Here is a 20,555-nt window from a genome sequence, read left to right on the forward strand (position 1 = left end):
CGTGAGCCGCATCGGGGTCGCGTTCGACAAGGCCCGGGCCGACGGGCGGGCCGTGCTGGTGGGCTGCATGCCGGCCGGCTTCCCGACCGTCGAGGGCAGCATCGCCGCGATGACCGCCATGGTCGACGCCGGCGTGGACGTCATCGAGGTGGAGATCCCCTACTCCGACCCGGTGATGGACGGCCCGGTCATCCAGAAGGCCAGCGACATCGCCCTGGCCGGCGGCGTACGCACCGCCGACACGCTGCGCATCATCGAGGCCGTCGCGGCCACCGGCGCGCCGGTGGTCACCATGACCTACTGGAACCCCATCGAGCAGTACGGCGTCGACGCGTTCGCCCGGGACCTCGCGGCGGCCGGCGGCACGGGCCTGATCACCCCCGACCTGATCCCCGACGAGGCCGACGAGTGGCTGGCCGCCTCGGACGCGCACGGGCTGGACCGCACCTTCCTGGTCTCCCCGTCGTCGACCGACGCGCGGCTGCGGATGACCGTGGAACACTGCCGGGGCTTCGTCTACGCCACCGCGATCATGGGCGTCACCGGCGCCCGGTCGCAGACCTCGGAGGCCGCGCCGATCCTGGTCTCCCGGCTGCGCGAGGTCACCGACCTGCCGGTCGGCGTCGGGCTCGGCGTCGGCACGGGCGCGCAGGCCGGCACCGTCGCCGGGTACGCCGACGGCGTGATCGTCGGCAGCGCGCTGATCCGCTGCCTGCTCGACGCGCCCGACCCGGCCGCCGGCCTGACCGCCCTGCGGGCGCTGAGCGCCGAGCTTGCCGAGGGCGTCCGCCACCCGCAGCGCTGATCCGCCCCGCCTCCGGGCGGCCTTTCCCGCCACCCGACCCGACCGGGGTGCCGGTCGGGCGGTGGGCGGCGGTAGCGTGTGCACCCGTGACCCTCGTCTCCACGATCCCCCAGGCGGCCCTGCCGAGCCCCAGCACGGCCGTCTGGCAGCTCGGCCCGCTGCCGCTGCGGGCGTACGCGCTCTGCATCATCGCCGGCATCGCGGTGGCCTGCGTGGTCACCGAGCGCCGGCTGCGCCAGCGCGGCGTCGCCCCCGGCGCGGTGCTCGACATCGCCGTCTGGGCGGTGCCGACCGGCATCATCGGCGCCCGGATCTACCACGTGATCACCTCGCCGGAGAAATACTTCGGCGAGGGCGGGGAGCCGCTCAAGGCGTTCGCCATCTGGGAGGGCGGCCTCGGCATCTGGGGCGCGGTGGCCGGCGGGGCGCTCGGCGCGTGGATCGCCGCCCGCCAGCTCGGCATCCCGTTCGCGGTGGTGGCCGACGCGCTCGCCCCGGGGCTGCCGCTCGCGCAGGCGGTCGGCCGGTTCGGCAACTGGTTCAACAACGAGCTCTACGGCGGCCTGACGACCCTGCCGTGGGGGCTGCGGGTGCACGACATGGACCCGCGCAACCCGGGTCACGCCAAGGTCGTCGACGGCGAGCCGGTGCTGCTGCCGGGGCTCTACCATCCGACGTTCCTCTACGAGGCGCTGTGGAACGTCGGCGTCGCCGCCCTGGTCCTCGTCCTCGACCGGCGGCTGCGGCTGGGCCGGGGGCGGGCGTTCGCGCTCTACGTGATGGGCTACACGGCCGGCCGGTTCTGGATCGAGCTGATGCGCACCGACGAGGCCAACCACATCCTCGGCCTCCGGCTCAACGTCTGGACGGCCGCGCTGGTCTTCGTCGGGGCGCTGGTCTACTTCCTGCGCGTGCGCGGGCCCCGCGAATACCTCGTCCCGCTGGGCGGCCCCGCCCCGGAGCCGGCCCCGACCGGGGGCGACGTGTCCCAGCTCGACCTGTCCGAGCGGGAGGCCGGCGCGCGGGCCGCCGCCCCGGAGGGCTACCGGGTGGTGAGCGAGGAGCAGTTCCGCGCGTACCGGGAGACCGGGGTCGTCCCCGACGACCCGGCCGACGCCGGCCCCGACGCGGCCGGCGACACCGACCGTGGGGAGGCCGGGGCCGACGGAGCCGACGAGACGGACGACGAGGCGGCCGGGGCCACCGGCACCCGCGCCGCCGACCGCGAGAGCTGAGCGGGAGGGGTCGGCATGCGTACCGCGGTGGTGGTCGGCGCCGGGATCGGCGGCCTGGCGGTCGCCGGCGCGCTGGCCCGGTCCGGCTGGCAGGTCACCCTCCTGGAGCGCGCCGACCGGGTCCGCCCGGACCCGACGGCCGTCGTGCTCTGGCCCAACGGGGTACGCGCGCTGCGCGCCCTCGACCTCGGCGCGGGGCTCGACGCGATCGCCACGCCGCTGCCCGACGGCGGCGTGCGCCGCCCCGACGGGCAGTGGCTGGTGCAGCCCCGCCCCACCCCGGCCGACCGGATGCCCGTGGTGGTGCACCGGGAGGACCTGCACGACGCCCTGATCGCCGGCCTCGGCGAGCGGGTGGAGCTGCGCACCGGCGTGTCGGTGCGCACGGTGCGGGCCGAGCCGGGCCAGCGCCCGTCGGTCGGCGACGGCCGGCAGCGCTTCGAGGCCGACCTGATCGTCGCGGCCGACGGCACCGACAGCGAGATCCGCCGGCAGCTGGCCCCCGAGTCCCGGGTGGTCAGCTCGGGCTGCGCCGCCTGGCGGGCGGTGATCCCCTGGTACCGGGCGCCCCGGCTGCCGGCCGACCAGCCCGTCGGCGGGGAGACGCTGGGGGCCGGGTACCGCTTCGTGGCCGCCTCGCTGGGCGAGCGCGGCTCGTCGGGCGCGTCGAGCCGGGGCGGCATCTACTGGGTGGCCACCGCCGCGGGCGCGCCCCGCCCGGAGCCGCCGGAGACCCAGCTCACCCTGCTGCGCCGCTGGTACGCCGGCTGGCCCACGCCGGTCGGCGAGCTGCTCGACGCCACCGACCCGGCCGACCTGGTGCAGCAGGAGATCCGCGAGCTGCGCCCGCTGCCCCGCTCCTACGGCTTCCCGGCCGGGCCGGGCGGGGTGGTGCTGCTCGGCGACGCCGCGCACGCCATGCCCCCGCACCTCGGCCAGGGCGCCTGCCTCGCCTTCGAGGACGCCGCCACCCTCGCCTCGCTGCTGCGCGAGTCGCGCCTGCCGGACGCCGTGGCCGCGTACGACCGGCTGCGCCGCCCCCGCGCGGCGACGGTGGTGCGGCAGACCCGCCGGATGTCGGCGGTGCTCCAGGCCCGGGGCCGGCTCGCCCTGCGGGCGCGCGACGCCGCCCTCGGCGCGATCAGCCCCCGCCTGCTCTCCGGCGCGGCGGCCTCCGCCGCGCAGTGGCGTCCCCCGTCCTGACGGCCCCGGGCCGGGCCGAGCCGGGGCTCGCCGCCCGCGAGCGGCGGGACGGGGTTCGGGCCGGGTCCGGGCTCGGGCCGGGCCGGGCCGGGTCCGGGCGTCATGTCGGCGACATGGCGGTATTCCCGCGCCCTGATACCGCGATGTCGCCGACATCGCCGCGCACCCCGCCGGCAGGCGGCGGCGCGTCCTCGCCGGCATGCGGCGGCGGCGTCAGATGATCGCGGCGGGCTCGGCGATGCAGGCGGTGCCGATCCGGCGGAAGCCGACCCGCACGTAGACGCGGGCGATGTCCTCGCTGCCGGCGGAGAGGAAGACCAGGTCGGTGCCGGCGGCGCGCAGCGCGTGGGCGAGGGTGGCGGTGACCGCCGCGGCGAGCCCCCGGCGGCGGGCGGCCGGCAGGGTCGCCACCCCGGCGATCTCGGCGGTGTCGCCGACCCGCATCGCCATCCCGCTGGCCAGCGCCCCCTCGCCGGGGGCCTCGGCGAGCGCGGACAGCCGCCGGCCGTCGGCGGTGCGCGCCCGCTCCTCCTCCAGCGCCGCCACGTCCAGCTCGATGATCGCCGCGTCCCGCTGCGCCGGGCCGGCCTCGCCCCGGGCGGTGCCGGCGGCGGCGAAGCCCACGGCGGCGACCGCCCGGCGGGCGGCCACGTCGGCGGCGAGGTCGGGGGAGGTAGCGTCCAGCAGGCGCACCGGCACGTCGGTGAAGCTGCCCGGGTCGGCCAGGGCGGCGGGGTCGAGGACCATCAGCGGGGCCTCCAGGACGGTCAGCCCCGCCGCGCGGGCCACCGCGAGCAGGTCCGGTTTGCGCTCGTGCACCCATTCGAACGCCTCCGGCAGGCCGAGTTCCCGCTGCCGCTGGCGCACTGCGGTAATGTCGGCCACGGAAGGTGGCCCGGCGGCGTCGAGGCGGGGACGCGCGTAGAACGGCCATCCCGCCCCTTCCCGGACGAACAGGACCAGGGGGCCGTGCTCCTCGGCGCGGGCCGCGTCGCGGGGCACGGCGTCGTAGAACCGCTCCAGCCGGTCGAACGTCACAGTCGTCTCAGCGCGTACGTGATCCACCGCGCGAGACTACCTTTCCCAGGATCTGGAAGTGTGATCAATCTGAACTGGCCTTGCGCGCCTACCCCTAACGTAGACTCAATAGACCCATAAGGGCCGACGTCGTCCCGACCATGATCCAACCTGAGTGACGACAGGAGGCCCGGTGGCCTTTCCGTACCCTCTCAGCCAGCAGTCGGCCCCGCCCGCGGCCGGGCTGTACGACCCCGCGCACGAGCACGACGCGTGCGGGGTGGCGTTCGTGGCGGACCTGTACGGCCGGCGCTCCCACTCGGTCGTCGCCAACGGTCTCGGCGCGCTGCTCCGGCTGGACCACCGGGGCGCCCGGGGCGCGGAGCACAACACCGGCGACGGCGCGGGCATCATGATCCAGGTGCCGGACGCGTTCCTGCGCGAGGTCGTCGACTTCCCGCTGCCGCCCGCCGGCGAGTACGCCACCGGCCTGGTCTTCCTGCCGACCGACGACGACGGCGAGGCCCGCGCCCGCCGGGTCCTGGAGAAGTACGCCCTGGTCGAGGGCGCCGAGGTCCTCGGCTGGCGGGACGTGCCCACCGACCCGAGCGGCCTCGGCGCGACCGCCCTGGCGGCGATGCCCCGGGTGCGGCAGGTCTTCCTGGCCGCCAGCCGGCTCACCGACACCCCCGCCGGCCCGGCCGGCTCCCCGCTGTCCGGCCTCGACCTGGACCGGGTGGCGTTCTGCGTCCGCAAGCAGGCCGAGCGGGAGACCGCCGAGCGGGGCGTGCCGGCCTACTTCCCGTCGCTGTCGTGCCGGACCATGGTGTTCAAGGGGATGCTCACCCCCGACCAACTCCCCGAGTTCTTCCCCGACCTGACCGACGGGCGGGTCGACAGCGCCATCGCGCTGGTGCACTCCCGGTTCTCCACCAACACGTTCCCGTCGTGGCCGCTGGCCCACCCGTACCGGATCATCGCCCACAACGGCGAGATCAACACGATCCGCGGCAACCGCAACTGGATGCAGGCCCGCGAGGCGCTGCTGCGCAGCCCGAACCTGCCCGGCAACATCCGCCGGGTGTTCCCCGTCTGCACCCCGGCGGCCTCCGACTCGGCGAACTTCGACGAGGTCCTGGAGCTGCTGCACCTGGCCGGGCGCAGCCTGCCGCACGCGGTGCTCATGATGATCCCCGAGGCGTGGGAGAACGACCCCGACATGCGCGCCGACAAGCGCGCGTTCTACCGGTTCCACGCGAGCCTCATGGAGCCGTGGGACGGGCCGGCGTCGGTGGCGTTCACCGACGGCGAGATCGTCGGTGCGGTGCTGGACCGCAACGGGCTGCGCCCGGGGCGCTGGTGGCGCACCGCCGACGGCCTGGTGGTGCTCGGCAGCGAGGCGGGCGTGCTCGACCTCGACCCGGCCACCGTGGTCGCCAAGGGCCGGCTCCAGCCGGGCCGGATGTTCCTGGTCGACACCGTCGCCGGCCGGATCGTCTCCGACGACGAGATCAAGACCGAGCTGGCCGCCGCCCAGCCGTACGCGGAGTGGCTGCACGCCGGGCTGATCGACCTGGGCGACCTGCCGCCGCGTGAGCACATCGTCTACACCCACGACTCGGTGCGCCGCCGCCAGCAGACCTTCGGCTACACCGAGGAGGAACTGAAGATCCTGCTCGCCCCGATGGCCCGCACCGGGGCCGAGCCGCTCGGCTCGATGGGCACCGACACCCCGATCGCCCCGCTGTCGACCCGGCCGCGGCTGCTCTACGACTACTTCCACCAGCTCTTCGCCCAGGTCACCAACCCGCCGCTGGACGCCATCCGCGAGGAGCTGGTGACCAGCCTCCAGCACACCATCGGCGCGGAGGGCAACCTGCTCGACCCGGGCCCGGCGAGCTGCCGGCAGATCGTGCTGCCCTACCCGGTGATCGACAACGACGAGCTGGCCAAGATCCTCTCCATCGACGAGGACGGCGACCTGCCCGGCTTCAAGGCCGTGCGGGTCTCCGGGCTCTACCGGGTCCGCGACGGCGGGGCCGGGATCAAGGCCCGGCTCACCGAGATCTGCCGGCACGTCTCGGAGGCGATCGAGGACGGCGTACGCATCCTGGTGCTGTCCGACCGCGACTCCAACGCCGACCTCGCCCCGATCCCGTCGCTGCTGCTCACCGCCGCCGTGCACCAGCATCTCGTCCGCGAGCAGACCCGGACCCAGGTGGCGCTGGTCGTCGAGTCCGGCGACTGCCGCGAGGTGCACCACGCGGCCGTGCTGATCGGCTACGGCGCGGCGGCCGTCAACCCCTACCTGGCCTTCGAGTCGGTCGAGGACATGATCGCCACCGGGGCCCTGACGGGCGTCGAACCGGCGAAGGCGGTGCGCAACTACGTCAAGGGGCTCGGCAAGGGCGTCCTGAAGATCATGTCCAAGATGGGCATCTCGACCGTGTCGTCGTACTGCGGGGCGCAGGTGTTCGAGGCCGTCGGCCTGGACGCCCGCCTCGTCGAGCGCTACTTCCGGGGCACCCCCAGCACGATCGGCGGGGTCGACCTGCACGGCGTGCACGCCGAGGTGGCCGCCCGGCACTCGCTGGCCTGGCCGGCGCCGGGCGCGGTGGCGACCGACCGGCTGGAGGTCGGCGGGGAATACCAGTGGCGTCGCGAGGGCGAGCTGCACCTGTTCAACCCGGAGACCGTCTTCCTGCTCCAGCACGCCACCCGCAGCCGCCAGTACGACGTCTTCCGGCAGTACACGGCCAAGGTCGACGAACTGGCCGCGAAGGCCGGGTCGCTGCGCGGGCTGTTCACCCTGCGCACCGGCGTCCGTCCGCCCGTGCCGCTGGACGAGGTCGAGCCGGCCAGCGAGATCGTCAAGCGGTTCGCCACCGGCGCGATGTCGTACGGGTCGATCTCCGCCGAGGCGCACGAGACCCTGGCCATCGCCATGAACCGCCTCGGCGGCAAGTCCAACACCGGCGAGGGCGGCGAGGACGTCGAGCGGCTGCACGACCCGGCCCGCCGCTCGTCGGTCAAGCAGATCGCCAGCGGCCGGTTCGGCGTGACCAGCGAATACCTGGTCAACGCCGACGACCTCCAGATCAAGATGGCGCAGGGCGCGAAGCCCGGCGAGGGCGGCCAGCTGCCCGGCAACAAGGTGTGGCCGTGGATCGCCCGCACCCGCCACGCCACCCCCGGCGTCGGCCTGATCTCCCCGCCGCCGCACCACGACATCTACTCGATCGAGGACCTGGCGCAGCTCGTCCACGACCTCAAGTGCGTCAACCCGGCCGCCCGGGTGCACGTCAAGCTGGTCAGCGAGACCGGCGTCGGCACCGTCGCGGCCGGCGTGGCCAAGCTCAAGGCCGACGTCATCCTCATCTCCGGCCACGACGGCGGCACCGGCGCGTCCCCGCTCAACTCGCTCAAGCACGCCGGCACCCCGTGGGAGCTGGGCCTGGCCGAGGCGCAGCAGACCCTGCTGCTCAACAAGCTGCGCGACCGGGTCACCGTGCAGGTCGACGGCCAGCTCAAGACGGGCCGGGACGTGCTGGTCGCGGCGCTGCTCGGCGCGGAGGAGTTCGGCTTCGCCACCGCCCCGCTCATCGTCGAGGGCTGCGTGATGATGCGGGTCTGCCACCTCGACACCTGCCCCGTCGGCATCGCCACCCAGAACCCGGTGCTGCGCGAGCGGTTCACCGGCCGGCCGGAGTTCGTGGAGAACTTCTTCCTCTTCCTCGCCGAGGAGGTCCGGGGCTACCTCGCCGAGCTGGGCCTGCGCTCGATCGAGGAGGCGATCGGGCAGACCGAGCTGCTCGACGTCGTACCGGCCATCGACCACTGGAAGGCCCACGGTCTCGACCTCGGTCGCGTCCTGCACCTGCCGGAGCTGCCGGCCGACGCCGCCCGGCGCGGCGTGCGGGCCCAGGAGCACGGGCTGGAGCTGGCGCTGGACAACGAGCTGATCGCCCTCGCCCAGCCGGCGCTGACCGACGGCACGCCCGTGCGGGTCGAGGTGGCGGTGCGCAACGAGCACCGCAGTGTCGGCGCGATGCTCGGCGGCGAGGTCACCCGCCGCTTCGGCGGGGCCGGCCTGCCCGCCGACACCATCGAGTTCCTGCTGCGCGGCACCGCCGGGCAGTCCTTCGGCGCGTTCCTGCCCGGCGGGGTCACCCTGCGCCTGCACGGCGACGCCAACGACTACGTCGGCAAGGGGCTCTCCGGCGGCCGGCTCGTCGTCCGCCCGGACGCCGCCGCGCCGTTCGTCGACGGCGAGGCCGCGTCGGGGGAGCGGGCCGAGGACCAGATCATCGCCGGCAACACCATCCTGTACGGGGCCACGGCCGGCGAGGTCTTCCTGCGCGGCCGGGTCGGCGAGCGGTTCGCCGTGCGCAACTCGGGCGCGGTGGCGGTCGTCGAGGGCGTCGGCGACCACGGCTGCGAGTACATGACCGGCGGCACGGTGGTGGTGCTCGGCGAGACCGGGCGCAACTTCGCCGCCGGCATGTCCGGCGGCACCGCGTACGTGTGGCGGCTCGACGAGCGGCGGGTCAACACCGAGCTGGTCGACCTGTCGCCGCTGAGCGACGAGGAGTCCGACCGGCTGCACGAGCTGGTGCACCGGCACTTCGCCGAGACCGGCTCGGCGGTCGCCGAGGCGCTGCTCAAGCGCTGGCCGGAGGCGGTGGAGGAGTTCACCGCGGTGGTGCCCCGGGACTACCGCCGGGTGCTGGAGATCATGCGGGCCGCCGAAGCCGCCGGCCGTGACGTCGACGACGCGGTGATGAGCGCGCTGAGCGCGCCGGCCGCGCCGGTGCCGCCCGCCACGCGGGTGGTCGCCCAGGAGGTGGCTCGTGCCTGACCCGAACGGTTTCCTGCGCTACGACCGGCGGCTGCCCGCGCGCCGGCCGGTGCCGGTGCGGATCACCGACTGGCGGGAGGTGTACCCGCCGGCCGGCGAGGCGCTGATCCGCGAGCAGGCCACCCGCTGCATGGACTGCGGCATCCCGTTCTGCCACGACGGCTGCCCGCTGGGCAACCGCATCCCGGACTGGAACGACCTGGTCCGCACCGGCGGCTGGGACGCCGCGGTGGAGTCGCTGCACGCCACCAACAACTTCCCCGAGTTCACCGGCCGGCTCTGCCCGGCGCCCTGCGAGGCGGCGTGCGTGCTCGGCATCGGCGGCGGGCAGCCGGTCACCATCAAGCAGGTCGAGGTGGAGATCGCCGACGCGGCGGCCCGGGGTGGCCTCGCGCCGCGTCCGGCGCCGGCCCCGACCGGCCGGTCGGTCGCCGTGGTCGGCTCCGGGCCCGCCGGCCTGGCCGCCGCCCAGCAGCTCGCCCGCGCCGGCCACGCCGTGACGGTGTACGAGCGCGACGACGCGATCGGCGGCCTGCTCCGCTACGGCATCCCCGACTTCAAGCTGGAGAAGCAGCACATCGACCTGCGGCTGGCCCAGCTGGAGGCCGAGGGCGTCCGGTTCCGCACCGGCGTGCACGTCGGCGTCGACGTGACCGCCGAGCAGCTGCGCGAGGCGCACGACGCGGTGCTGCTCGCCTGCGGCGCGTTGCAGGGCCGGGACACCCCGGAGACGCCGGGGCGGGCGCTGCGCGGCGTGCACCAGGCGATGGCGCACCTGGTCGCCGCGAACCGCGTCGTCGCCGCCGCGGGCGAGGGCCGGCCGGCCCTCGCGGTGCTGCCCGACGGCACCCCGATCGACGCCGCCGGCAAGCACGTGGTGATCATCGGCGGCGGCGACACCGCCGCGGACTGCCTCGGCGTGGCCCACCGGCAGGGCGCGGCCGGCGTACACCAGCTCGACCTGTACCCCGAGCCGCCGCACGCCCGCGACGCCGCGCGCGACCCGTGGCCGACCTGGCCGTGGATCCTGCGCAGCTACCCGGCGCACGAGGAGGGCGGCGACCGGGTGTTCGCCGCCGCCGTGCAGGAGTTCGTCGACGACGGCACCGGCCAGGTGCGCGCCGTACGCATCGCCGAGGTGACCGTCGAGAAGCGCGACGGCCGGCGCATCGTCACGGCGGTGCCCGGCTCGGAGCGGGAGCTGCCGGCCGACCTGGTGCTGCTGGCGATCGGCTTCGAGGGCACCGAGGAGCAGCCGCTGCTGGCGCAGTTCGGGGTGGCCCGCAACGCCCGGGGCGCGATCGACGCCCGGCCGGACTGGCAGACCGACGCCGACGGCGTCTTCGTCGCCGGGGACATGCACCGGGGCGCGTCGCTGATCGTGTGGGCGATCGCCGAGGGGCGGGCGGCGGCCGCCGCGATCCACTCCTACCTGGGTGGGGTGGGCGAGCTGCCCGCCCCGGTCGACCCGGCGCGGCAGCCGCTGGCCGCCCGCTGATCCCGCCGCGCCGGACGACCCGGACCTTGGACAGTTGGCGTTCCCCGGGGACGCCAACTGTCCAAGGTCGACCGGTCAGTGCGCGAGCAGGTCGTGGGCCTCGCGGATCTTGGCCCAGGACTTCGGCTTGACCGGGGCGGTGGGGGCGGCGGACCGGGCCGCCGAGGCGGCCTGCGTCAGCTCCGGGCGGCCCTTGGTGAACAGCCAGGTCGTGAACAGGGCGTCGAGGTCCTTGCCGGAGAGCTGCTCGGCGAGGGCCTGGAACTGCTCGATCGTGCCGTTGCCGTGGCGGTGGGCGGCGGTCCACGCCGGCAGGATGCGGAAGAACGCCGCGTCGCCGACGGCCAGCCGGAGCTGGTGCAGGGCCATCGCGCCCCGGTCGTAGACCGCGCCGTCGAAGACGTTGTTCGCGCCCGGGTTGCCGGGCGGCACCTGCCAGAACTCGGCGTCGGCCGGGTAGCTGGCGTAGGTGAAGTCGAACCACTCCTGCGCGGTGCCCTCGCCCTGCTCCTCCGACCAGAGCCACTCGGCGTAGCTGGCGAAGCCCTCGTTGAGCCAGATCTGGCTCCAGTCCGCGACCGAGACCGAGTCGCCGAACCACTGGTGGGCGTTCTCGTGCACGACCACGTAGGTGTTCGACCCGCGCCGCCAGAAGCCCGGCCCGTACACCGAGCGGGTCTGCGTCTCCAGGGCGAAGCTGATGCTGTTGGCCGGAGCGGCGACGCCGCCCTGCGCCTCGAACGGGTACGGCCCGAAGATCCCGCTTTCCCAGTCGACGATCTCGGCGGTGCGTCCGATGCTGGCCCGCGCGGCCGGCCCGAGCGCGCCCAGCGTGGTGCTGTACGCGTTGACGACCGGCTGCCCGTTCGGCGCGGTGTCGGTGACGATGTCGTACTGCCCGATGGCGAGGAACGCCAGGTACGTCGCGCCCGGCGTGGCGCTGCGCCAGCCCCAGCGGGTCCGGTTGCCGGGCTCGGCCAGCGGCGGCCGGGGCTGCACCCCGTTGCTGACGACCTCGACGCCGGTCGGCACCGACACGGAGACGTCCCAGGTGGCCTTGTCGCTGGGGTGGTCGTTGCTCGGGTACCACCACCAGGCCGACTCGGGCTCGTTGACGGCGAGCGCCCCGTCGGCCGTCTTCGTCCAGCCGGTCCAGCCGTCGACGCGGGTCTGCGACGGCACGCCCGCGTACTGCACCACGATGGTCAGGGACTGGCCCGAGACGATGGGGCGGGGCGCGGTGATCACCAGCTCGTGGGCGCCCTCGCGGGCGAAGGTGGCCGGGTAGTTGTCGACCTTCACCGACTGGACGCCGAGCACGAAGTCCAGGTTGAACCGGGAGAGGTCCTGGGTGGCCCGGGCGAGGATCGTGGTGGTGCCGGAGAGCTGGTCGGTGGCGGGCTCGTAGCGCAGCCGGACGTCGTAGTGGTCGACGTCGTACCCGCCGTTGCCGTAGTCGGGGAAGTAGCTGTCGCCGATGCCGGGGCTGCCCGGGGTGGGCGCGGCCGGCGCCGCGGCCGGCCGGCCCCAGCCCGATCGGGCGGCGGCGTGGCCGGGTGCGCCGGCCGCGACCGCGCCGGCGGTGGAGACGGTCAGGGCGGCGATGGCCGCCGCGAGAACGCGTCGCACGGGATGGACTCCCTCCGTTGGGTGTACGCCGGCCAACCTAATCGACAGATGTAAACGGGTGTGTCCCGCGCGGGCGGTCCGCGCCCTATTCCCTCGATGGAAATGTTTCGATAGCATTACCGACCAGTAACCACCACCCCTGGGCCACGCGCGCGGTTCCGAGGACCCACCACCCCTGCCCCCGCGGAGGTTCCCCCATGCCCCACCGCCCGCTGGCCCGCACCCTGACCGCGCTGACCGCCCTGCTCGCCGCGACCCTCGGCGCGGCGGCCGCCCCCGGCGTCGCCCAGGCTGCCCAGGCCGCGAAACCCGCCCGAGCCGCCGCCGCGATCAACTACGTGGCGCTGGGCGACTCGTACTCCTCCGGCGTCGGCGCCGGGCCGTACGACCTGTCCACCTGCCTGCGCAGCGACAAGTCGTACGCCCCGCTCTGGGCCGCCGCCCACCAGGTGGCCAGCTTCACGTTCCCCGCCTGCGGCGGCGCGGTCACCGCCGACGTCATCAACAAGCAGGTGAACGCGCTGAGCACCAGCACCACCCTGGTCACCATCACCATCGGCGGCAACGACGCCGGCTTCGTCGACGTCATCACGAGCTGCCGGTTCGGCAGCACCAGCACCTGCGAGGGCGCGGTCGACGAGGCCAGGACGTTCGCCACCACCGAGCTGCCCGGCCGGCTCGACCGCACCTACGCCGCGATCCGCGAGAAGGCCCCCAACGCCCGGCTCGTCGTGCTCGGCTACCCGCGCCTGTTCGAGACGACCTCCTGCGGCGCGCTGGCGATGAGCGCCTACAAGCGGACCATCATCAACGAGGCCGCCGACCTGCTCGCCTCGGTCACCGCCGGCCGGGCCGCCGCGGCCGGGGCCACCTTCGCCGACGCCCGCCCCTACTTCGCCGGGCACGGCGTCTGCGCCGCCGCGCCGTGGATCCGCGACGTCACCGGCGTCATCGAGGCGTACCACCCGAACGCCGACGGCTACCGGCTGGGCTACCTGCCGGCGCTGAACGCCGTCACCGGCTGACCCCGCGCCACCGCAGCCGGCCGGCGGCCGACGGCCCCGCCTCAGGCCCCGCCGCCGGCCCGTCACCTGCCCCGCCGGCCGCTCCGGCGGGGCCGGTGCGCGCGCCGTCGCGGCGGACTGTCCGACGCCGCCGCGCGTCCGTTAGGGTTCGCTGGACCAGACGGCCATCGCGCGTGGGGGGGCAGCAGAGGGTGGGCAGGCTCGCGTCGGCGTACGGTCAGGCGGTCGCCGCCCATCGGCAGGCCCGCGAGCGGCTCGACCGGGCCCGCCGGTGGATCGGCGCGCCCGGCCCGGCCGCCCCCACCGCCGCCGACGTCGTCGCCCGGCTGGCCGCCGTGGGCGGGCGGCTCGCCGCCCCCGCCCCCGGGGTCACCGCGCTGACCGGCGCGCCCGCCCCGATCCGCGTCGGCGAGGCGACCACACTGGACGGCGGCTTCCCCGTGCTCGTCCCACTCGGCGGCGGCTGCCACCTCACCGTCGACTCCGACGCCCGGGACCCGCGCGTCGGCGAGCTGCTGCGCGCGGTGGTGCTGCGGCTGCTCGCCACCGCCCCGCCCGGCAAGGTCCGCGTCGCCGGGATCGACACGGTGGCCTTCGGGGCCACCTTCCTGCCGCTGCGCCCGCTGCTCGACGCCGGGGTGCTCGCCCCGACCGCCACCACCGCCGCCGAGGTCGCCGCGCTGCTCGACTCCGCCGAGCGGCACGCCCGGGCCGCCCAGGAGGCCGACCCCGCCGCCCGCGAGCTGCTGGTGCTGGTCGTCGCCGCCGCGCCCGGCCCCCGCGAGCTGGCCCGGCTCGCCGCGCTCACCCACGCCGGGGCGTCCGCCGCGGTCTGCGTGCTGCTCGCCGGCCACCGCGCTGCCACACCCGGCAGCGCCGCCGGCCAGCAGAGCCCCGCCGCCTCCGACGCGCCGCCGCCGGGCGCGGCCACCGCGCTGCGCCTGATGCAGCGGTACGCCCACGTCGGCGACCCGCCCGGGCACCCGTTCAGCGCCGACGGCTCCGGGCTGGCCGCCCCCGTCGTCCTCGACGGCGACCTGCCGCCGGCCACCGTGGCCGCCCTCGCCGCGCACCTCGCCCCCGCCGCCCGCCGCGACACCCCGCCCGCCTTCGCCGACCTGCTGCCGGCCCGCCGCTGGGCGGCGACCAGCGCCGCCGGCCTGTCCACCGTGGTCGGCCGGGCCGGGCGGCAGCCGGTCACCGTCGCCTTCGACGACGCCACCCCGCACTGGCTGGTCGCCGGGCGCACCGGCGCCGGCAAGACCGTTTTCCTGCTCGACGCCCTCTACGGGCTGGCCGCCCGCTACGCCCCCGACCAGCTCCAGCTCTGGCTGCTCGACTTCAAGGAGGGCGTCAGCTTCACCGAGTTCGTGCCCACCGAGAGGGACCCGTCTTGGCTGCCGCACGCCCGCGTCGTCGGCATCGAGAGCGACCGGGAGTACGGCCTGGCCGTGCTGCGGGAGCTGCGCCGGGAGCTGAACCGGCGGGCGACCGTCCTCAAGCGGCACGGCGTCACGAAGCTCGCCGACCTGCCCGGCGACGCGGCGGTGCCCCGGATCGTGGCGGTCGTCGACGAGTTCCAGGTGCTGCTCGCCGGCACCGACGCCGTCGCCCGCCAGGCCGTCGACCTGCTGGAGGAGCTGGCCCGTAAGGGCCGCTCGTACGGGGTGCACCTGGTGCTGGCCAGCCAGTCCACCGCCGGCATCGAGTCGCTGTACGGCCGCGCCGAGGCGATCTTCGGGCAGTTCCCGCTGCGGGTGGCCCTGCCCGGCGGCGGGGGAGTGCTCGACGCGCTCAACACCGCCGCCGACGCGCTGCCGATCGGCGCGGCCGTGCTCAACACCGCCGCCGGGGCGGCCGGGGCCGACACCGTGGTCCGCTTCCCCGACGCGTACGCCGCCCGCGCCGAGCTGGCCCGGCTGCGCCACGAGCTGTGGCGCGAGCGGCCGGCCGGGTCCGCCGGACCCACCGTCTTCCGGGGGTACGATCCGGCGCGGCCCGACGACGATCCCGCCCTCGCCGCCCTGCGCCCCGGCGTCGGGCCCCCGGTCGCCCTGGTGGGCCGCGTCGTCGACGTGGCGAACAGCCCCGCCTCGTTCACCCTCGACGCGACCCCGGGCCGGCACCTGGCCGTGGTCGGCACCTCGACCGTCGGCGCGGAGGTGCTCCGCGCCGCCGCGCTGGGCCTCGGCCGGCAGCACGCCCCCAGCGGGGCCCGGTTCCTGCTCGCCGGGCTGGTCGCCGCCGTCGACCCGGTGGTCGACGCGACCGCCGCCGCGCTCGCCGCCGCCGGCCACCCGGTGGAGCGGCTCGACCCGGCCGCCCTGCGCGACCGGATCGCCGCCCTCGCCGCCGGCCAGCCCGCCGCCGGTCGCACCTACCTGGTGCTCTTCGGCGCGGACGCGGCCTCGGCCGCCCTCGCCGGCACCGACCCGACCACGTTCCGCTCCGGCCTGGACGACCTGCGCGCCCTGCTGCGCGAGGGACCGGGCCGCGGCGTGCACCTGCTGGGCTGGTGGCGGGGGCTGCGCCGGCTCGCCGACGACCTCGGCGGGGCGCACCACCGCGACGACGTCGCCTGCCTGGTCGCGCTGAACGTCCCCGGCGCGGAGCTGGGACTGCACCTGGGCGAGCACGACCTCGCCTACACCCCGCGCCCCGACCGGGCGCTGCTGGTGGACCGGCACGACCAGCGCACCCGGCTGATCGTGCCGTTCACCGGGCCGGGGCACGAACGGGACGAGGAGCGCTGAGCCGTGGCCACCTTCGCCGAGTACGCCGCCCTGGCCCGGCAGCTCGCCGACCAGCGCCGCGAGACCGACCGGGACGCCGTCGCCGCCGACCGCCGCCGCTCGGCCCTGCGCGCGACGCTCGACCAGCTCACCCGACGCCTCGACGCCCAGTCCCACCGCCTCGACCAGCTCGGCCGGGCCGCCGGCGTCACCGTCGAACCGGCACCCACGGCGGGCGAGCGCCCCGCGTCGCCGGCCGCCACCCCGGCGGCAGCGGCCGGGGCCGGACTGCCCGGCGGCGGGCCCGGTGGGTCGCCGGAGCCGGGGACGGCGGGGGCCGGCGGCGCAGCCGCCGCGCCGGAGCGGCCGGGTGTCGGGGCGTACCCCCGGGGTGGGGCGACCGGCGCGGTGGTGGCGGTGCCGGCGGCGGCCGGGGTGCCCGCGCCCCGCGCCGGGGGCGTCGACCCGGGCGCGGAGCTGGCCGAGGCCCGGCGGCTCGCCGACGAGACCGACCGGCTGATCGGGGTCACGGAGGCCGTCGGCCGTCGGCCGCCGCTGCTGCCGGCGTGGTCGCCGCTGGCGCGGGCCCTGGCCGTGTACGCGGCGTGCGCGGCGGCCGGCGTCGTGCTGGCGGTGGTGCTGCTGGGCGTCGCGGGCGTGGTGGCCAGCCCGGGGGCCGTCTACGTGGCGACCTGCGGGGCGCTGCCCGTGCTCTGCTTCGTCGCCGGTTACCTGGTGCTCGGCCGGTGGGGGCGGCCGGCGCTGGGCGCGGACGGGCCGCCGCCCCGGTTCGTGCCGCTCGGCTTCGTGACCTGCGTGCTGCTCATGCCGCTGGCCTACTGCGGCTACCTGGTGCTGTTCCGCCTGCTGGGCTGAGCCCAGCCGGTGTTTCGCCTTGCGCGGGCGGTCAGCCGTCCAGGGCGAGGCGGGCCACCTCGGCCGCGCACCCCCAGGACAGGGTGACCCCCGCGCCGCCGTGCCCGTACGCGTGCACCAGCCGGCCCCCGGCGGGGCCCGCCGGCTCGACCGCCACCCGGGGGCCGCCGTGTCGGGCGGGGCGCAACCCGATCCGCTCGCCGAGCACCGGCGCGTCGGCCAGCTCCGGCACGAGCGCCACGCACCGCCGCCGGATCGCCGCCGCCGTCTGCGGGTCGGGCCCGGTGTCCCACACCCCCGGCTGGTACGTGCCGCCGAGCACCACGTCGTGCCGGCGCGGGTGCACGTAGGTGATCCCGGCCGGGTCGTCCTCGTCGCGCACCGACGTGGTCAGCCCCGGGTTCGCCACCAGCACCAGCTGCCCGCGCACCGGGTGCACGGCCGGGTCGGCGGCGAGCCGCCCGGCGGCCAGCCCGGTCGCGTTGACCACCGTCGGGGCGACGTCGAACGCCTCGGCGAGGTCCCGCACCCGGTGGCGCAGCACCCGCCCCCCGCCGGCGGTGACGCGCCCGGCCAGCCACCCCAGGTACGGCGTCATCTCCACCGTCGGCGCGGTGAACCGCAGCACCGCCGTGTACGGCGGCTCGGCCGGCCCGGCCACCAGGTCCCCGGTGGCCGCCGCCCACCACGGCGGGCCCTGGTAGCGGTGGCGCAGCAGCATCCGCGTCGGCCGGGCCACCACCCCCGGCACGCCCGCCCCCGCCTGGCGGCCCAGCTCCGCGTGCGTCTCCGCCGCCCAGCGCAGCACCCGGGGATCCTCGTCGGTGTGCGTCGGGTACCACACGGCGGCGGCCACCGTCGACACCGTGTCCGCCGGGTCGTCCGCCGCCAGCACGGTCACCCGCGCGCCCCGCTCCTGCAGGATCACGGCGGCGGTCAGCCCGATGATCCCGCCGCCGACCACCACCACGTCCACCCGCTCCGCCATCGTCCGCTCCTTCCGGTCGTCGCTCGGATCGTGGCCGGCCGTCCGGGCGGGCGTCCAAGACGGAACGGGCAGGCGGCGATAAGCGGCGCTTATGATCCGGGGATGGACGCCTGGTCGGACCTGCGCCGGCTGCGCTACTTCGCCGTGCTCGCCGAGGAGCTGCACTTCACCCGGGCCGCCGCCCGCCTGCACATCGCCCAGCCGGCGCTCAGCCAGCAGATCCGTGCCCTGGAACGCCAGCTCGGCGTGCCGCTGGTGCACCGCACCAGCCGGGGCTGCACGCTGACCGAGGTGGGGCGGCGGGTGGCCGCCGAGACCGCCCGGCTGCTCGCCGACGTCGACGCCGGCACCGCCCGCATCAGGGATCTGGTGCAGGGCCGGGGCGGGCGGCTGCGGCTCGCGTACACCCGGTCGGCGCGCGGCGGTCCGGTGGACGCCCTGGTGGCCCGGTTCCGCGCCGCCCACCCCGACGTGGAGGTCGTCGCCGAGACCGCCTGGACCGCGCCGAACGTCGCCGGGCTGCTCGCCGGCCGGCTCGACGCGGCGTTCGTCCGCCCGCCGGTCGACGAGCCGGCGCTCGCGTGCCGCACCGTCGACACCGAGGAGCTGCTGCTGGCCCTGCCGGCGGGGCATCCGCTGGCCACCGGCCGCCGCCGGATCACCCGGGCCGAGGTGGTGGACCTGCCGGCCGTCATGTGGTCCCGCGACAACGGCCCCGGGATGTTCGACCGGACCATCGCCCAGGTCTGGCCGCGCGGCGGCTTCCGGCTGGTCCGGCAGGAGCCCGACGACGAGCAGTTGCTGCGCGCGGTGGCGCAGGGCGACGTGATCGCGGCCGTGCCCGCCGGTCGCGCGCGGGCGCTGAAGGTGCCGGGGGTACGGCTGCGCCGGTTCACCTCGCCGACCCCCACGGTGGACGTCGGCCTCGCCTGGCCCCGCGACACCACCAACCCGGCCGTCCACGCCCTCGTGGCGCTCCTGGGCTGACCGTGCCGCCCCTTGTCGCCCCCCGTTCGCCGGGACCTTGGACAGTTGTCGTCCGTTGTGGACGATGGTTGTCCACGATTCGGAGTGAGCGCCGGATCGGACGAGGGGGAGGCGTCGATGAGCGAGGACCTGGGCGGGTTCGTGATCGGGTACGTGCCGGCGGGGGTCGACGGGGAGGTGTCCGACTTCGCCAGCGAGTGGGAGGGGGTGCGCTTCCGCACCCGGGTGTGGGAACGGCAGGTCGCGGAGGGCTGGCGGGTCGACCTGCGGGTGCACGTCCTGCGCGGGAGCCGGCTGGGCACGCTCGACGCGCTGCGCGACTTCCTCGCCGACTACCACGAGCGGGACGCCGCGGCGTGGCCGCTCACCGAGTTCACCGAGGGCGACGTGACCGGCCTCGTCGGCGGCGGCGAGGCGTTCCGGCTGGTCGAGCCCGGGGTGGCCGTCGACGTGCGCGCCGAGCCGGAGCGGGTGCCCGAGTCGGAGCTGCGGGCCGTGGCGGCGGGGGTCCGACCCGTTGCCGCCGCCCCGAGCCCGCCGCAGCCTGACCACCGTCCGTGAGGTGGCCGGCGACGTGTGCGCGACGCCGGCCCGAGGTCACCCTTCGTGATGCCCCCGCGACCCCGCCAGACTTCCCGCTGTCCCTTTGCTCTGCACCCGTATCCGCATCACGATGTCCTGGCTCGACACATAGAGCCGGGCGAGTCGGTGCGGGCTGGGTCGGCGGGTTACCGTGCGTGGCTGTCGCGTATCCGGGCGCAGAGCAAAGGGGTTGGCGCGGGGGTGTGGCCGCCGGGTGGCCGCGGTAGCGCAGCGTGACGCCCTGAGGTCGTCCCGCCCCGACGTCGTCGGCGTGGGCCGCCGCTCGTGGGTCGGTGGCCGGCGCCGACGACGAGGGCGTCCCCGGTCGGGTGGTCGTCAGCCGGGCGGGCGGGGTCAGCCGGGCAGGTCGGCCAGGCAGGCCAGCCAGAGCTGGTAGCCCGCAGGCGCGCTCCCGGCGGCCTCCCGGGTCAGCCGCAGCTCCTCCAGCGCCCGGTCGGCGTCACCGCGTTCCGCCGCCGCGCGGGCCAGGTCGAACCGGTCGGTGACGAAGACCGACAGCCGCCGGAGGTGGTCCGCTGCGGACGCGACCAGGGCCCGCAGCTCGTCGGCCGAGCGCTCGTCCGCGTCGCCCTGCCCGGCGGCGACGGGTACTCCCTCGGTGGGCAGCGTGGGGATCGCGTGGACGCTGTCGTCGTCCCGTTGCGGGGGATGGCCGTGGCGGATCGCGCCGAGCCCGGCCAGGGCCGTCAGGTCGCTGAGCGCCTGGTCGCCCAGGAGCGCGGCGACCCGGTCGAGGGTGTGCCCGACCTGGTCGGGGCTGCCCTCGGCGAGCTGGTCGTCGAGCTCGGTGGTCAGGCAGGTGAGCTGTTCGGACACGCCGGCCAGGCCCTCCGCCAGGAAGGCGATCTCGTCTTCGAGCCGCTCCAACACCTCGTCGGCGGTGCTGAGAAGGCTGTCCCGCATGGCTCTCCCGGTCGTGTCGGTCCACAGTGATCGCGAAGAATCTTGACCCATCAACGGATGAAGATCGTCGATAGTATCTGTGAACTTCTGTCGGATACCCGATACGTCCAGGGTGGGTGGATGTGGGCACTCCCTCATATCCTGTCGTGTTCACCGTCGACAATGGACGTGGAGAGTCGTGGATCCTCGACAGGTA

The 20,555-nt window shown here is 76.0% G+C and carries 14 protein-coding genes; 10 read left to right on the forward strand and 4 right to left on the reverse strand.

The window, feature by feature from the left end:
• The first annotated feature begins 1 nt into the window (after position 1).
• From trpA to TK50_RS24150, 3 genes are all read left to right on the forward strand, one after another.
• A complete protein-coding gene (gene trpA / locus TK50_RS24140; protein WP_043967383.1) occupies positions 2–805 on the forward strand; it encodes a tryptophan synthase subunit alpha in 804 nt (267 codons plus the stop codon).
• 86 nt (positions 806–891) lie between these two features.
• Positions 892–2,040, forward strand: a complete 1,149-nt coding sequence (gene lgt, locus TK50_RS24145) for a prolipoprotein diacylglyceryl transferase (protein WP_043967384.1) — start codon at positions 892–894, stop codon at positions 2,038–2,040.
• A gap of 15 nt (positions 2,041–2,055) precedes the next feature.
• On the forward strand, positions 2,056–3,243 hold the full coding sequence (locus tag TK50_RS24150; protein ID WP_043967385.1) for an FAD-dependent oxidoreductase: 1,188 nt from the start codon (positions 2,056–2,058) through the stop codon (positions 3,241–3,243).
• Positions 3,244–3,456: 213 nt separating this feature from the next.
• Here the strand turns inward: TK50_RS24150 and TK50_RS24155 are convergent, their stop codons facing one another.
• Entirely contained in the window at positions 3,457–4,308 is an 852-nt protein-coding gene (locus tag TK50_RS24155; RefSeq protein ID WP_043967386.1) for a GNAT family N-acetyltransferase, read from the reverse strand.
• 145 nt (positions 4,309–4,453) lie between these two features.
• Between TK50_RS24155 and gltB the strand changes: the two genes are divergently transcribed.
• Together gltB and TK50_RS24165 are read left to right on the forward strand one after the other, a co-directional pair.
• Complete coding sequence (gltB, locus tag TK50_RS24160; RefSeq protein WP_043967388.1) at positions 4,454–9,118, forward strand: glutamate synthase large subunit; 4,665 nt, start codon at positions 4,454–4,456, stop codon at positions 9,116–9,118.
• Entirely contained in the window at positions 9,111–10,616 is a 1,506-nt protein-coding gene (locus TK50_RS24165) for a glutamate synthase subunit beta (protein ID WP_043967390.1), read from the forward strand. The genes gltB and TK50_RS24165 overlap by 8 nt, the downstream gene beginning before the upstream one ends.
• A 75-nt stretch (positions 10,617–10,691) precedes the next feature.
• On the opposite strand, the gene TK50_RS24170 is transcribed toward TK50_RS24165, so the two are convergent.
• Positions 10,692–12,245 (reverse strand): M1 family metallopeptidase, encoded by a 1,554-nt coding sequence (locus TK50_RS24170; RefSeq protein WP_043967392.1) that lies wholly within the window; start codon positions 12,243–12,245, stop codon positions 10,692–10,694.
• Positions 12,246–12,442: 197 nt separating this feature from the next.
• Between TK50_RS24170 and TK50_RS24175 the strand changes: the two genes are divergently transcribed.
• The 3 genes from TK50_RS24175 to TK50_RS35110 all read left to right on the forward strand — a co-directional run bounded on the left by TK50_RS24175 (position 12,443) and on the right by TK50_RS35110 (position 16,878).
• Entirely contained in the window at positions 12,443–13,270 is an 828-nt protein-coding gene (locus TK50_RS24175) for an SGNH/GDSL hydrolase family protein (RefSeq protein WP_043967394.1), read from the forward strand.
• Positions 13,271–13,461: 191 nt separating this feature from the next.
• Complete coding sequence (locus TK50_RS24180; protein WP_082106536.1) at positions 13,462–16,023, forward strand: FtsK/SpoIIIE domain-containing protein; 2,562 nt, start codon at positions 13,462–13,464, stop codon at positions 16,021–16,023.
• A gap of 3 nt (positions 16,024–16,026) precedes the next feature.
• The gene (locus TK50_RS35110; RefSeq protein ID WP_043967398.1) at positions 16,027–16,878 is read left to right on the forward strand and encodes a hypothetical protein; all 852 of its coding nucleotides are present in this window, start codon (positions 16,027–16,029) and stop codon (positions 16,876–16,878) included.
• Between the two features lie 31 nt (positions 16,879–16,909).
• On the opposite strand, the gene TK50_RS24190 is transcribed toward TK50_RS35110, so the two are convergent.
• Entirely contained in the window at positions 16,910–17,866 is a 957-nt protein-coding gene (locus TK50_RS24190; RefSeq protein WP_043967400.1) for an FAD-dependent oxidoreductase, read from the reverse strand.
• A gap of 102 nt (positions 17,867–17,968) precedes the next feature.
• Between TK50_RS24190 and TK50_RS24195 the strand changes: the two genes are divergently transcribed.
• On the forward strand, positions 17,969–18,853 hold the full coding sequence (locus tag TK50_RS24195; protein ID WP_043967402.1) for a LysR family transcriptional regulator: 885 nt from the start codon (positions 17,969–17,971) through the stop codon (positions 18,851–18,853).
• Positions 18,854–18,970: 117 nt separating this feature from the next.
• A complete protein-coding gene (locus tag TK50_RS24200) occupies positions 18,971–19,414 on the forward strand; it encodes a hypothetical protein (protein ID WP_052504049.1) in 444 nt (147 codons plus the stop codon).
• A 375-nt stretch (positions 19,415–19,789) separates the two neighbouring features.
• Here the strand turns inward: TK50_RS24200 and TK50_RS24205 are convergent, their stop codons facing one another.
• On the reverse strand, positions 19,790–20,359 hold the full coding sequence (locus tag TK50_RS24205; protein WP_043967407.1) for a hypothetical protein: 570 nt from the start codon (positions 20,357–20,359) through the stop codon (positions 19,790–19,792).
• Positions 20,360–20,555: the final 196 nt, after the last annotated feature.

Source organism: Micromonospora haikouensis, assembly GCF_000876225.1.
In the GTDB taxonomy this organism is placed as follows: Bacteria; Actinomycetota; Actinomycetes; order Mycobacteriales; family Micromonosporaceae; genus Micromonospora; species Micromonospora haikouensis.